At 72.9% G+C, this 13,262-nt stretch carries 13 protein-coding genes; 4 read left to right on the forward strand and 9 right to left on the reverse strand.

The features are described from left to right. Positions 1–51 precede the first annotated feature (51 nt). The 3 genes from AB0I91_RS05385 to AB0I91_RS05395 are packed head-to-tail and all read left to right on the forward strand — an operon-like array spanning position 52 to position 3,163. Positions 52–681, forward strand: a complete 630-nt coding sequence (locus AB0I91_RS05385; protein WP_499635383.1) for a P-loop NTPase family protein — start codon at positions 52–54, stop codon at positions 679–681. Next, complete coding sequence (locus AB0I91_RS05390) at positions 678–2,573, forward strand: YhgE/Pip family protein (protein ID WP_499635385.1); 1,896 nt, start codon at positions 678–680, stop codon at positions 2,571–2,573. Before AB0I91_RS05385 ends, AB0I91_RS05390 begins: the two co-directional genes overlap by 4 nt. Beyond that, on the forward strand, positions 2,570–3,163 hold the full coding sequence (locus AB0I91_RS05395; protein ID WP_498780806.1) for a TetR/AcrR family transcriptional regulator: 594 nt from the start codon (positions 2,570–2,572) through the stop codon (positions 3,161–3,163). Before AB0I91_RS05390 ends, AB0I91_RS05395 begins: the two co-directional genes overlap by 4 nt. On the opposite strand, the gene AB0I91_RS05400 is transcribed toward AB0I91_RS05395, so the two are convergent. The 7 genes from AB0I91_RS05400 to AB0I91_RS05430 all read right to left on the reverse strand — a co-directional run bounded on the left by AB0I91_RS05400 (position 3,160) and on the right by AB0I91_RS05430 (position 9,523). After that, entirely contained in the window at positions 3,160–3,939 is a 780-nt protein-coding gene (locus AB0I91_RS05400) for a hypothetical protein (RefSeq protein ID WP_499635388.1), read from the reverse strand. The genes AB0I91_RS05395 and AB0I91_RS05400 overlap by 4 nt on opposite strands. A 7-nt stretch (positions 3,940–3,946) precedes the next feature. After that, the gene (locus tag AB0I91_RS05405) at positions 3,947–4,927 is read right to left on the reverse strand and encodes a serine/threonine-protein kinase (RefSeq protein WP_498780808.1); all 981 of its coding nucleotides are present in this window, start codon (positions 4,925–4,927) and stop codon (positions 3,947–3,949) included. Positions 4,928–5,013: 86 nt separating this feature from the next. Continuing rightward, positions 5,014–5,607 (reverse strand): Rossmann-fold NAD(P)-binding domain-containing protein, encoded by a 594-nt coding sequence (locus tag AB0I91_RS05410; protein WP_498780810.1) that lies wholly within the window; start codon positions 5,605–5,607, stop codon positions 5,014–5,016. Further along, the gene (locus tag AB0I91_RS05415; RefSeq protein ID WP_499635391.1) at positions 5,604–6,200 is read right to left on the reverse strand and encodes a P-loop NTPase family protein; all 597 of its coding nucleotides are present in this window, start codon (positions 6,198–6,200) and stop codon (positions 5,604–5,606) included. Before AB0I91_RS05415 ends, AB0I91_RS05410 begins: the two co-directional genes overlap by 4 nt. Before the next feature lie 9 nt (positions 6,201–6,209). Further along, on the reverse strand, positions 6,210–7,502 hold the full coding sequence (locus tag AB0I91_RS05420) for a Gfo/Idh/MocA family protein (protein WP_499635394.1): 1,293 nt from the start codon (positions 7,500–7,502) through the stop codon (positions 6,210–6,212). Between the two features lie 201 nt (positions 7,503–7,703). Continuing rightward, positions 7,704–9,005, reverse strand: coding sequence for a hypothetical protein (locus AB0I91_RS05425; RefSeq protein WP_499607617.1), 1,302 nt, complete (start codon positions 9,003–9,005; stop codon positions 7,704–7,706). 14 nt (positions 9,006–9,019) lie between these two features. Further along, a complete protein-coding gene (locus AB0I91_RS05430) occupies positions 9,020–9,523 on the reverse strand; it encodes a GNAT family N-acetyltransferase (protein ID WP_499607614.1) in 504 nt (167 codons plus the stop codon). A 77-nt stretch (positions 9,524–9,600) separates the two neighbouring features. Between AB0I91_RS05430 and AB0I91_RS05435 the strand changes: the two genes are divergently transcribed. Beyond that, a complete protein-coding gene (locus AB0I91_RS05435; RefSeq protein ID WP_498780817.1) occupies positions 9,601–10,056 on the forward strand; it encodes a winged helix-turn-helix transcriptional regulator in 456 nt (151 codons plus the stop codon). Here AB0I91_RS05435 and AB0I91_RS05440 read toward each other — a convergent pair. Beyond that, complete coding sequence (locus AB0I91_RS05440; RefSeq protein WP_498780818.1) at positions 10,045–10,494, reverse strand: hypothetical protein; 450 nt, start codon at positions 10,492–10,494, stop codon at positions 10,045–10,047. The genes AB0I91_RS05435 and AB0I91_RS05440 overlap by 12 nt on opposite strands. Before the next feature lie 85 nt (positions 10,495–10,579). After that, positions 10,580–13,255: a DNA polymerase I gene (polA, locus tag AB0I91_RS05445; RefSeq protein ID WP_498780819.1), complete on the reverse strand. Its 2,676-nt coding sequence runs from the start codon at positions 13,253–13,255 to the stop codon at positions 10,580–10,582. Between the last annotated feature and the right edge of the window lie 7 nt (positions 13,256–13,262).

A 13,262-nucleotide genomic window follows, 5' to 3' on the forward strand; every position in this document is an offset into this window, starting at 1 on the left:
GCCGGGACCACTATTTGTACTGACCAGTCAGTTCAAATAGGAGGTCGGACGGTGCGGATCCACGCGCGGCGCGTCGGCGTCACCGGGCCGCACGGCCCGCTGCTGAAGCCGACGTCGCTGCTGGTGAAGCCGGGCGAGCTGGTGCTGGTGGCGGGTGACCCCGGCGCCGGGCACACCGCGCTCGGCCTGGTGCTGTCCGGGCGGATGCGGCCGAGCACCGGCGAGGTCTCCCCCTCGGCCGCCGAACTGCGCCGGCACGTCGTGCTGGTCGACTCACCGGACGTGAGCGAGCCCGAGGGGTCGCTCACGCTGGCCGGCGTGGTCGGCGAGGAGCTGGCCGTGAACGGCGCCCGCAGCGGGCGCAAGGCGGTGGCCGACTGGCTGGTCGAGCGGGGCGCGGACGAGCACCTGGACCACCGGTTCGACCAGGTGCCCGCCGCCACCCGGTGCGCGCTGATGCTGGAGCTGGCCGCGGGTCGGCCCGGCGCGACGACCCTCGTGCTGGACAGCCCCGACCGCTACCACGGCGACCCGCGGGGGTGGCTGGAGTCGGCGCGCGGGCACGTGACGCCCGAGCGGTCCGTCGTCGTCCTGTGCACCACCACCAGCGCCGCCCTGCTCGACGTGCCCGTCGCGCGGATCGGCGCCGACAACGTCGTGGAGAACGAGGAGTCCGAGTGACCTCCCTGCGGATGGCGTTCAACGAGCTGCGCCGGATCACCTCCGGCACGCTGCCCAAGCTCGCGGTGCTGGCGCTGACGCTGGTGCCGCTGCTCTACGCGGCGCTGTACCTCTACGCCAACAAGGACCCGTACGCGCACCTCAACCAGGTGCCCGCCGCGCTCGTCGTGGAGGACGAGGGCGCGACCGCGAGCGACGGCACGCGCCTGGACGCGGGCCACGAGGTGGCCGAGGAGCTGGTGTCCGGCGACAAGTTCGACTGGCGCCGGGTGGACGCCGCGCAGGCGGAGCAGGGCGTGCGCGACGGGACCTACACGTTCGCGCTGACCCTGCCCGCGGACTTCTCGCGGGCCCTGCTGTCGTCCGGCGACTTCACGCCGCGCCAGGGCGTGATCGTGCTGACCACCAACGACGCGAACAACTACCTCGGCTCCACGATCGCCAACCAGGTCGTGGCCGAGGTGCGCCGGTCGGTGTCGGTGAAGGTCGGCGCGGAGGCCGCGGACAAGCTGCTGCTCGGCTTCTCCACGATCCGGCAGAGGACCGCCGAGGCCGCCGACGGGGCGACGAAGCTCGCCACCGGCCAGCAGGACGCCTACACCGGCGCGCAGCAGCTCGCGGACGGAACCGTGCCGCTGGCGGACGGCGCGGCCCGGGTGTCGTCCGGCCTCACCCGGCTGCGCGACTCGACGGCCGACCTGCCGGCGAAGTCGCAGCAGCTGGCGGCCGGGGCCAAGCAGGTCGCCGACGGCAACGAGACCGTCGCCAGGACCGCCGAGGACTACGCCGCCAAGGCGCAGGACCTGGTCAACCGGCTGGACGCGGTCAACGGCGACGTGGCCGCCAGGCTGCGCGCCCTCGGGTTCACCGAGGAGCAGGTGCAACGCGTGCTCGGCGCGTTGGGCGAGGCGCGCCGGCCCGTGGACGACGCCAACGGCAAGGTGCAGGGCACCGCCGGGCAGCTGCGCGCCCTCGCCGACGGCGCCAAGCAGGTCTCCGACGGCGCGGCGCAGCTCGCCGCGAGCACGCCCGCGCTGACCGGCGCGATCACCCAGCTGAACGACGGCGCGGCGCAGGTGTCGTCCGGCGCGGCTCAGGTGCGCGACGGCGCGGGCCGGTTGCGCGACGGCGAGGCGCAGCTGGTCGACGGCGCGAACCAGCTGCGCGACGGCCTGGCGTCCGGCGTCTCGCAGATACCCGACCCCGACGACCCGACCCGCGAGTCGACCGCGCGGACCATCGGCGACCCGGTGAACGTGCGCGGGGTGAGCCAGACGTCGGCGGGCAGCTACGGCGCGGGCCTGGCGCCGTTCTTCCTCGGGCTGGCCACCTGGATCGGCGCGTTCGTGCTGTTCCTGCTGCTCAAGCCGCTGTCGAGGCGCGGGTTGGCGGCCGGGCAGTCGCCGCTGCGGGTGGCGTTGGGCGGCTGGCTGCCGGGCGCGCTGCTCGGCGCGGCGCAGGTCGTGGTGATGTACGCGGTGGTCACCCTGGTGGTGGACATCCGGCCGTCGCACCCGCTGGGCGCCCTGGCGTTCCTGCTGCTGGTGTCGGCGACGTTCGTGGCCGTGCTGCACGCGTTGAACGCCCTGTTCGGCGCGGTCGGCAAGTTCATCGGCCTCGTGCTGCTGATCCTGCAGCTGGTCAGCGCGGGCGGCACGTTCCCGTGGCAGACCATCCCCGTGCCGCTGTACCCGCTGCACTACGGCCTGCCCATGGGTTACGCCGTGGACGGCCTGCGGCACCTGATGTACGGCGGGTCGCTGGGCGGCGTGGGCCGGGACGCCCTGATCCTCGTCGGCTACCTGGCGGCGGGCCTTGCCTTGGCGACGCTCGCCGCGTACAAGCAGCGGGTGTGGACTCCCAGCCGCCTCGAACCAGAACTGGTCCTGTGACCGGCGCGCGCCCCGGCCGCACCGCCGTGACCAAGCAGAAGCTGTTCGACGCCGCGCTGCGCCTGGTCGGCGAACGGGGCGCGGCCGGTGTCACGGTGGACGAGATCGCCGCCGAGGCGGGCGTGGCGAAGGGCACCGTCTACTACAACTTCGCCAGCAAGGACGCGCTGGTGGACGCGCTGCTGCGGCACGGGGTCGACCTGCTGGCCGCGCGGCTCAAGGTCGCCGAGGAGGAGGCCGAGACGTCCGCGGCGATGGCGTCGCTGGTGGACGGGATGCTCGGGTTCTTCGCCGAGTACCCCGCGTTCGGGCAGCTGCTCGTGTCGGAGCTGTGGCGCACGCCCGGCCAGTGGCACGACACGCTGAGCCTGCTGCGCGACGACATCGTGTCCATCGTGCGCGGCCAGGTGCAGCGGCTGGCCGACGCGGGCCGGCTGCCCGACGGCGTGCCGGTCGGGACGGCGTCGGCGGCGTTGTTCGGCACGCTGCTGGTGACCGCGCTGGACTGGCAGGTGTTCCAGCCCGAGCGCAGCCTCGTCGACGTGCGCGAATCGGTGTTGTCGCTGGTGCGGGGCCTGCGGCCGGGCTAGCCGGCGTCGGCCGACGCGACCATGTGCAGCAGGTTCCGCGCCACCGGGTGCAGCCGCGGTCCGGTGGCCAGGAACCGCACGAGCGCCTCGTCGTCCTCGTCCCCGACGTGCGGCGACTCCTCCAGCAACCGCAGCAGGTCGCCGTCGGTCCACAGCCGGTCGACGACGTCCGGCCACAGGTCGCGGAGCACCACCCACTTGGCGAGGTGCGCCGGCGTCACGGGCGACCCCTCGTCGAAGACGCCGCGTTCCACCGCCACCACGACGGCGAGTCGGACCTGGTTGCGCCAGCGGCCCACGTCGACCGGGTCCGCGTGCTTCGGCGCGCAGTCCCGCAACGCCGCCCACGCGGCCCGGGTGCGGTCTTCACGGGTGGGGCGCCGGTCCTCGGCGGGCGGCTCGTCGGCCACCGTCGCGAACGCCCCGCTCCCGGCCGCCCGCCCTGAGTCCCGGTTCGGGAGGAACACGACCGCGAACGCCAGCGCCGCGACCCCGATCAGGACCGCCGCCGCGACGGCCAGGGCGTTGTCGCCCTCGACCCAACCCCGGAACAGCCCGCCCAGCGACGTCAGGATGGTCTCGCCCCACTGGATGAGCGAGTAGACGACCATGCCGAGGAAGAGGAATCCGATGAACCCGGCGAGGCTCTTCTGATCGCCGAACAGGTACCTGATCCCCATGACGCCGATGATGATCGCGGCCAGGGGCGCGATGAACATCCGGATCTGGTCCGCGACGGTGTCGTCGGAGACCGCCAACAGGATGTCCGCCGTCATGCCCGGCTCACCGCTCCCACACCTCGTCGCTCGTCGCGTGCGGGAGGGCCACGACGTTGGGGATCAGCTTCCGCACGTGCCGGCGGCCCAGGCGGCGGGCCTGCGCGGACTCCACCGGGAGCCCGGTCTTGCGGACCGCCGCCTCCTCCATCGTCCTCAGGTCGCCGAGGAACACCAGCACGACGCCGGGAGCGCGCACGATCTTCTTGGCCTTCTCGCACAGGTCGAGCACGAAGTCGCCGCCGCAGCTGTCGATGTTGCGCACGACGACCACCAGCCGGCGCCCGTGCCGGCGGGCGCGCAGCCCTTGGCGGACGAGCTTGGCCAGGTGGTCGCGGACCTCCTCGAACGTGCCCTTGGTGGCTTCGTCCCGAACGCTCGCGGTGAACCGGGCGAGCGCGGTCGTGGCGGTCCACGCGCGGCTCACCAGCACCCAGAACACGACGGCGAGCAGGATGGTGGCGACCACCGGCGAGCGGACCGCCTGGGACGCGAGCTCGCCGATCGGACCGCCCTTCCCCGCGAGGCTGAGCACGACGGCGCGCCCGCCGGGCCACGCGACCACGCCGCCCGCGATGACCGCCGACACCACACCGGCGAGGACCTTGCGCCGCCGTCGCGTCTGCGGCGAGCTCATCGCGCCGGAGATCGGCTGGAACACCCTGCGCACCCAGTTCCGGCGCTGTCCGACCGCGCGCGCGACGCCGCGGGCCAGCAGCGCGTCCGCCGGTTGCGCGTCCCCCTCCCAGTCGGCCGCGTCGAGCGAGCAGACGACGTGGGACCGCGCGGGCAGCCGCTCCCGGAGCAGGTCGGCGATGTCCGGCCGGCCTCCCGTGTCCCACCCCGTGACGGCGACCGTGATCGGCGGGTCGTCGTCGGACCACTCGGCCACCACCACCTCGATCGCGGTGACGACCGCGTCGGCGGGGGACGGTCTGGCTCGGTCGGCCTTCGCCGGCGCGGTGGTCGAGGAGGTCCCGGGCTTCATGCGCGCCTCCCCGTGTGCGTGCCGGCACGCTGAGTATCGCACCGGACCCGCAGCGTGAAACCACACTGATGAGGCGTGTCGGTGGGTTAGTGCCGCGCGGCCCAGGTGTCGATCTCGCCGACCTGGTGCACGGACGGCGCCTTGCCGTCCAGGGCGCGGTGGACGGCTTCGAGCACGCCGACCGACGCCTCCTCGTGGCTGAGCCAGCGGGTGCTGCCGCCGTGCCGGACGAAGCCCAGCACGACCTGCTGCGTCGGGTGGCCGTCGAGAGCCGGGTCGGGCACACCCCGGACCGCCTGGATGGCGCCGCTGTCGTGCACCTCGACCACCGGCGCGTGCGGCGCGAGCAGGGGCGCGACGGCCCGCAGCACGGCGTCCCGGTAGCTCGCGTGCACCCACGCGACCAGCAGGTCGGCGGGCTGGTCCATCACCTCGCGCACGCGGTCGGCCAGCTCGGCCGGTCTGGCCCAGTCCGCCGCCACGGCGACCCGCGACCCCTCCGCGCCGCTCACGTGGGGCACGTGGGCGCGACCGCGCAGGGCCGCCTTCGCCGCGCTGCCCAGCACGCCCTCGGGCCGCCGGCTGGGCAGCACGACCTGCCACCCCTGCGCCAGCAGCTCCTCCGCGCACCCCTTCAGCATCCCGGTGCCACCCAGGACCAACGCCGTCCGCTCGCTCATCGCACCGACTCCTCGCCCCGCTCCGCCGCCCGTCGCAACGGGCCTGACCGCCATTGGTCGACCTCACGCTGCCCGCGCAGCCGCACCACCGCGAGCCGGCCGGCGTGCTCGCCCCGGAGCACCGCCCCGACCCGCTCGCCGGTGCGGCCATGCGACTTCCACGCCCACCGCAACAGGTGCTCGGGATCGGTGAACACCGTCCGCAGGGGCGGTTCGACGTTGCCGTTCCACAGCTCCTCGCGGCGCAGCCGGCGCACCGCCGTCCGCACCGTGACCCGCCGCATCACCACGTGCCGCGGGTGGTCCAGCCAGACCAGCGTGTCGGCGTGCTCCAGCAGCACCGGCCGCACCAGGCTGTACTGCCACTCGGTGGCCCACGCGTCGCCCTTGACGAACCGGCGCACGTCGGCCTCGAACTCCGACCTCGGCGTCCACTGTGGACCGTGGAACAGCGAGTCCATCTCCACATAGGACAGGCCGAGGGTGCGTGCGACGAGACTGGCCAGGGTCGATTTCCCGGAGCCGGACGTGCCGGCCACGAGCACCCGGCGCGGCGGGTGCGGCAACTCGTCGGCTGGTCCCAGGAGCGGCACCGAGCCAGGCTACCGCCAACCGACGTCGAGCAACTCCGCCACGCGCACGGGTACCCCGGTCTCGAAGCTCCGGTTCGCGGCGAACCCCGTGGCCAGGGACAACGCGCCGTCTCGGTGCGTGGCCCGGCGGCCCAGCGGGTCCGATTGGCCGGGCGGCCCGTACAGCACCCCGGTCATCCGCGCGTCCGCGCCGCCGTGCCCCGCGCCGCCTGCCTCCAGCGGGATCTCCTCGGCCCGCCCGAACAGCGGCTGCACGGTCAGCCGCACGTGGCCCTCCTCGGGGTTGGCCTCCTTGCCGTGCACCGCCGGCTGCTGCCCGCTGACCCAGCTGTTCTCCACGACCTCCAGCTCCAGCCGGCCGCGGCTGCCGTTGACCATCAGCCGGTAGCCCTCCCACGGCGAGTAGGCCGTGAGGTGGTAGGTCAGGTTCGCGCCGTTGGAGTAGCGCACCAGCACCGACATGTCGTCCTCAATGGACACCCCGGGCGCGAACGGGTTCCGGTCGCGGTGGTAGCCGTCCTCGTGCTCGGCGTCGAGGTAGAGCCGGCGCAGCCACTTGTCGCGCTCGACGTGCAGGGCGAACGGGTCGTCCTGGGCCTCCGGCGAGCCGTGCACCCGGTCGTAGGGCCGGTGGTGGCCGTGGCGCCTGCCGTTCTCGTCGCCGTAGAAGAACAGCCGCCCGTGCGCGTACACGACCTCCGGCACGGCGTCGACCCACCAGTTGAGCAGGTCGAAGTGGTGGGTGGCCTTGTGCACCATCAGACCGCCGGAGTTGGCCTTGTCGCGGTGCCAGCGGCGGAAGTAGTCGGCGCCGTGGCGGACGTCGAGCAGCCACTCGAAGTGCACTGAACCGATCTCGCCGACCGCGCCGCGGGTCAGCAGCTCGCGGACCTTCTCGTGCACCGGGTTGTACCGGTAGTTGAACGTGACGGTGACCCGGCCGTCGGTCCGCTCGACCGCGTCGAAGACCTTGCCGACGCCCGCCGGGTCGACCGTCATCGGCTTCTCGGTGACGACGTCGCAGCCCGCGTCCAGCGCCTCCACGATGTAGGTGTCGTGGTGCCGGTCGACCGTGCAGACCACGACGACGTCGACCCGCTCGGCCTCGATCATCCGCAGGAAGTCCGCGGCGGCGTAGGTCGGGACGGGCCGGTCGAGGCGTTCGTTGTGCGCGGCCATGCGGCTGGGGTTGACGTCGCAGAACGCGACCAGCTCCCCCTGCTCCGCGTGCCGGACGATCGCGTCGACGTGCAGTTCGGCGCGTGCTCCGGTGCCGACGACCGCGTACCGCCTGCGTGCCATGCGTGCCTCCTGGTAAGCGCTTTCCACCACGCTAACCCGGCCGGACGGCACACCGTCAAGGCCTGGTCCCACCGGTTGGGCGGCAACGCCGGCTCCGAGCACCGCCGGCGGACGACGCCGGCACGGACCGGCGGGCCGGTCGCCCCGTTGCCGATGGGGATCGGCCCGATCCCCATCGGCGCGCGGCCGACCGGAGGCCGCCTAGCAGGCCGGGAAGAGGCGGCGGGTGGTGTTGGGCGCGGTGTAGGCGGCGGGGTCGCTGAAGCGGCAGCCGTAGTCCGGCGCGGCGACGGCGGCCGGGTCGTCCACCACGTCGCCGGCGGGGCGGCGGCCGGTGTCGACCCAGGTCACCAGGTCGTCCCAAGCCGTGCCGACCTCGTTCGGGCTGAACTCGCAGTGGCCGACCGCGCGGATCGCCCGCTGCGCGAGCAGGTGGCCGCGGCCGTTGCGCTCGACGTCCCGCTCGTAGAGCTGCTCCATCGAGAACGGCACGAACAGGTCGCCCAGGCCGTGCAGCGACAGCACCGGCGCGGTCGGGCGGCCGGCGACGCGCGGCACCTCGGTCAGCTTCGGCGTGACGCGGGCCTTCACGTTCGCCGGCAGCACCCGCTGCACCTCGCGGTCGACGTCGACCGGCGCGTTCGGCTCGTACCGGGTGAGCGCGTTGGTGGCGACCTGACCGGGGTTCCTCGCCAGGCCCTCGCCGGACGACGTGACCGCGAGGCCGAACAGGAAGTCCTTCCAGTACGCGAACGCGGGCGCCGCGCCGGGACGCGGGCCGCCGCTGCGGTTGGCGACGACCGAGGCGAACTGCGCGCCGCGCTCGTTCGGAGTGCCGGTCAGCCCCAGTTCGGCCTGGATGCGCGGCACGACCGCGGTCAGGTAGTCGGCCGGCGCGGGCCACGCGCGGATCCCGCTGATGGCCTGCGCGGTGAGGTTGAAGTCCAGGAAGAAGTCGAACAGCTCCTGGTCGCCGAGCACGCCGCACATCGGCAGCGCGGCCTCGTAGAAGCCGGGGAACTGCTCCAGGGAGCGGCCGATGACGTGGCCGCCCATGGAGACGCCGACGATGAACGTGTCGCGGGGCTTGCCGACCAGCTTCCCGAAGTGCTTGGCCAGGTCGTGCGTGCTCAGCACGCCGGCCTTCACGTCGTAGTTGTTGGCGTAGTAGCTGGACGCGGCCCAGGCGAAGCCCTGGTCGAGCAGCTTCTGGCGCAGGCCGTACGCGGGCGGGTCGACGGTGAGCACGGTGCTCGCGCCGCGGAAGCCGTGCGCCCACATGACCAGGCGGCCGTTCCAGCGCGGCGGCACCTCGATCGCGTAGGCCGCGTGCTCGTGCACGCCTTGCAGCACGCGCGACGGCTCGCCGCCGACCTGCGCGGGGGGCAACGGCGGGTTGTCGATGGTGTAGCCGGGCAGTGGCCGGTCGCCGGGCGGCGTCGACGCCGCGGCCGGCGGCGCCAGCAGGACCAGGACGAGCGCCAACCCGAAGATCCGTCGCATGGGCCCCATTCTGCTCACCACCGCAGGTCGGCCACCAGGTCTTCGTGGGTCAACCGGTGGTCCAACGGATAGGAGACCCGGATGACGTCGTCCTCGTCGCGGGTCAGCCGGGCGCCGGGGAACACGCGCGCGACCAGGCGCAGCATCGGCTCGTTCTCCCCCAGCACGTCGCCGTGCAGCTCGGCGTAGCGCAGGTCGAGGGCCAGCCGGCCGAGCGCGGCCATGAGCTCGGTGCCGACGCCCTTGCGCTGCCACGGGTCGACCACGGCGAGCGCGATCTCGGCGGTGTCCTCGCCGGTGGCGATCAGGCGGGCGATGCCGACGGGCGTGCGGTGGCACTCCGCGACGACGGCGACCTTGCGGAGGCCGTCGAGGTCCGTCAGCCGGCGTCGCATGGACGCGGTGAGCCGGGGCACCGGCGCGTGGAAGCGCAGGTAGCGGCTCCGCGGGGACAGGCCGTCGAAGACCGTGTCGACGGCGTGGCCCGCCTCGGCGGCGTGCAGTTCGCGGACCTTCATGACGAGCGCCCCTTGGGTTCGGATTCCGAACCCTAGCTGGATTCGTTTTCCGAACGCAAGGGGTATCGTCAGTGGGCATGGCCCCCGTGAAGGTCGCCGACGAGTTGTGCACCGTGTCGCTGCCGGCCGCCCTGCTGGGCGAGCGCTGGACGTTGCTGCTGCTGCGGCAGGCGTTCCTGGGCACGCGGCGGTTCGAGGACTTCCAGACCGAGATGGACATCTCGCGCAGCGTGCTGACCGAGCGCCTCGGCACGCTGGTCGAGGAGGGCATCCTGCGCCGTGAGGCGTACAAGGACGTGCGGACGCGGTACGAGTACCGGCTGACCGAGAAGGGCCACGAGCTCTACCCGGTGCTGATGGCGCTGCGGAAGTGGGGCGACCGCTGGATGGCCTCGCCCGAGGGCCCGTCGTTCGACCTGCACCACCGCACGTGCGGCGGCGACGTCGACGTGCACGTGTCGTGCGAGGGGTGCGGCGCCGAGCTGACCGCCCGCGACGTCCGCGTCACGCCGCTGCGCGACTCACGTGCGTGAGGCGAGCACCTGCTCGACCGCGGAGACGACGAAGATCAGCCCGAGCAGCACGGCGAACATGACGAAGTAGACCGTGTGCTCCTGCAGCTCGACGCGGTCGGCCGCCCACACGTCCATGGCGGTGAACGCGGTGAACACCCCCAGCCAGCCGATCACGGCCGCGGCGAGCCACCGGGTGCTGCGCCGGAGCACGGCGGCCACCGCGACCAGCCCCAGCGCCAGCTCGACGAGCTTCACGAGCCAGATCAACGGCAGCACCCAGTCGGCGCCCAGGCCGAGGGTGGCGTCCAGGTACCGGCCGAACTGCTGCTGCCGGTCCTTCCAGCCCAGCGGCAGCTCGGCGGCGTTCAGCAGGCCGAAGAGCGCGAGGAACACGCCGATCGGGAGGAACAGCCTCGACCACCGGGCACCGCCACCCCACACCGGACCGCCGGACATCGCCCCACCCCCTCCGCCACCGGAATGATGACCGCTGGAGGAGGCGAGCGAAGTACGGCTGTCCGTACCCCGAAGCCGGACCGGCTCAGTGCGCGGCGGCGTCCCAGGAACGGCCGACTCCCACCGAGACCTCCATCGCCACCGACAGCCGGTACGCCCCGCCCATCTCCGCGCGGACCAGCGCCTCCACCTGCTCGCGCTCGCCCTCGGCGATCTCCAGCACCAGTTCGTCGTGCACCTGCAGCAGCATCCGCGACCGCAGGCCCGACTCCTCCAGCGCGCGGAACACGCCGAGCATCGCGACCTTGATGATGTCCGCCGCGCTGCCCTGGATCGGCGCGTTCAACGCCATCCGCTCGGCCATCTCGCGGCGCTGCCGGTTGTCGCTGGTCAGGTCGGGCAGGTAGCGCCGGCGGCCGAGGATCGTCTCGGTGTAGCCCTTCTTCCGCGCGTCCTCGACCACCGCGTGCAGGTAGTCGCGCACCCCGCCGAACCGGGCGAAGTACGCCTCCTTCTGCTCCCGCGCCTCGGCCGCCGAGATCCGCAGCTGCTGCGCCAGCCCGTACTCCGAGAGCCCGTAGGCCAACCCGTACGACATGGCCTTCACCCGGCGGCGCTGCTCGGCGGTGACCTCCGAGGTCGGCACGGAGAACGCGCGCGACGCGACGAACGTGTGCAGGTCCTCGCCGCTGCGGAACGCCTCGATCAGGCCCGCGTCCTCGGACAGGTGGGCCATGATCCGCATCTCGATCTGGCTGTAGTCCGCGGTCATCAGCTCCGCGTAGCCCGGCCCGACCACGAACGCCTCGCGGATGCGCCGGCCCTCGTCGGTGCGGATCGGGATGTTCTGCAGGTTCGGGTCGGTGGACGACAGCCGCCCGGTCGCCGCGATCGTCTGGTGGAACGTGGTGTGGATGCGACCGTCGTCGGCCACCGACTTGAGCAGCCCGTCCACGGTCGACTTCAGCCTGGTCACGTCCCGGTGCGCGAGCAGGTGCTGCAGGAACGGGTGCTGGGTGGACTCGAACAGGTTCTGCAGCGCGTCCGCGTCGGTGGTGTAGCCGGTCTTGGTCTTCTTCGTCTTCGGCATGTTCAGCTCGTCGAACAGCACCGTCTGCAGCTGCTTGGGCGAGCCGAGGTTGATCTCCTTGCCGATCACCGAGTACGCGTCCTGCGCGGCCTGCTTCACGCCCGCCGCGAAGTGCGCCTCCAGCGCCGCCAGGTGCTCGGTGTCGATCGCGATGCCGACGGCCTCGACGTCGTCGAGCACCATCATCAGCGGCAGCTCCAGGTTCGCCAGCAGCGACTCCTGGCCGGTGGCGACCAGCTCCGCGTCCAGCGCGTCGGCCAGCTCCGCCACCGCGAACGCCCGCACGATCGCCGCCTGCGCGGTCTTCTGCCGCTCCTCCGCCTCGTCGGCCAGCAGCGACAGCTGCCCGTCGTCGGGCTCCTCGGCCCGCAGCTCGCGCTTGAGGTAGCGCAGCGCCAGGTCGTCCAGCGCGAACGACCGCTGGCCGGGTCGCACCAGGTAGGCGGCCAGCGCCGTGTCGCTGGCGACCCCGCGCAGCTTCCAGCCGCGCGCCCGCAGCGCCCGCAGCGGCAGCTTCAGGTCGTGCGCCGCCTTGACCACCGACTCGTCGGCCAGCCACGCGGCCAGCGCGTTCTCGTCGGCCTCGGTCAGCGACGCGACCTCGACGTACCCGCCCTCGCCGCCGACCGCGGCCAGCGCCAGGCCCTCCAGGTCGCCGCCCGAGGAGCGGAACGCGATGCCGACCCGGCCCGAGCGCGCGTGCGCGTCCAGCCACGCGGCCACCGCGCCCGCCTCCACCGGGCCGCCGCTGACCGTGAAGCCCTCCTCGGCCTCCGGCTCGGCGGTCGACAGGGTCGAGAACAGCCGGTCCCGCAGCACCCGGAACTCCAGCTCGTCGAACAGCCGGTGCACGGCGTCGCGGTCCCACGGCCTGGCCGCCAGCTCCGCCGGGCCCAGGGGCAGCTCGACGTCGCGCACCAGCTCGGTGAGCTGCCGGTTCAGCATGATGTTGGCCAGGTTCGCCCGCAGCGCGTCGCCGACCTTGCCCGGCACCTCGTCGATGTGGTCGATCAGCCCGTTCAGCGACCCGAACTGGGTGAGCAGCTTCACGATGGTCTTGGGGCCGACGCCGGGCGTGTTCGGCAGGTTGTCCGACGAGTCGCCGCGCACCGCCGCGTAGTCGGCGTACAGCTCGGGCGGCACGCCCTGCTTCTCCAGCACCAGCTCGGGGGTGTACCGGGCCATCTCGGAGACGCCCTTGACCGGGTACAGCACCGTCACCTTGTCCGTGACCAGCTGCAACGCGTCGCGGTCGCCGGTGCAGATCAGCACCTCGAAGCCCAGCGCCGTGGCCTGCGTGGTGAGCGTGGCGATCAGGTCGTCGGCCTCGAAGTTCGCCTTCGACAGCACCGGCACGTTCAGCGTGCCCAGGACGTCCTCGATGAGGCTGACCTGGCCGCGGAACTCGTCCGGTGTCTCGCTGCGACCGGCCTTGTACTCCGCGTAGGCCTCGGTGCGGAAGGTCTTGCGCGAGACGTCGAACGCCACCGCGATGTGCGTCGGCTTCTCGTCGCGCAGCAGGTTGATGAGCATCGAGGTGAAGCCGTAGACCGCGTTGGTGGTCTGGCCCGTCCCGGTCTGGAAGTTCTCCTTGGGCAGCGCGAAGAAGGCGCGGTAGGCCATGGAGTGACCGTCGACCAGCAGCAGGCGGGAGGCTTCAGAAGTGCTCACGGCCCGA

Origin of the sequence: Actinosynnema sp. NPDC049800, assembly GCF_040656635.1 — a bacterium.
GTDB lineage: Bacteria > Actinomycetota > Actinomycetes > Mycobacteriales > Pseudonocardiaceae > Actinosynnema.

Excerpts from the sequence above, each read along its gene's own strand:
- AB0I91_RS05400 (WP_499635388.1), bottom strand. The coding sequence starts at position 3,939 with ATGACGGCGGACATCCTGTTGGCGGTCTCCGACGACACCGTCGCGGAC.
- AB0I91_RS05405 (WP_498780808.1), bottom strand. The coding sequence starts at position 4,927 with ATGAAGCCCGGGACCTCCTCGACCACCGCGCCGGCGAAGGCCGACCGA.
- AB0I91_RS05410 (WP_498780810.1), bottom strand. The coding sequence starts at position 5,607 with ATGAGCGAGCGGACGGCGTTGGTCCTGGGTGGCACCGGGATGCTGAAG.
- AB0I91_RS05420 (WP_499635394.1), bottom strand. The coding sequence starts at position 7,502 with ATGGCACGCAGGCGGTACGCGGTCGTCGGCACCGGAGCACGCGCCGAA.
- AB0I91_RS05425 (WP_499607617.1), bottom strand. The coding sequence starts at position 9,005 with ATGCGACGGATCTTCGGGTTGGCGCTCGTCCTGGTCCTGCTGGCGCCG.
- AB0I91_RS05430 (WP_499607614.1), bottom strand. The coding sequence starts at position 9,523 with ATGAAGGTCCGCGAACTGCACGCCGCCGAGGCGGGCCACGCCGTCGAC.
- AB0I91_RS05435 (WP_498780817.1), top strand. The coding sequence starts at position 9,601 with ATGGCCCCCGTGAAGGTCGCCGACGAGTTGTGCACCGTGTCGCTGCCG.
- AB0I91_RS05440 (WP_498780818.1), bottom strand. The coding sequence starts at position 10,494 with ATGTCCGGCGGTCCGGTGTGGGGTGGCGGTGCCCGGTGGTCGAGGCTG.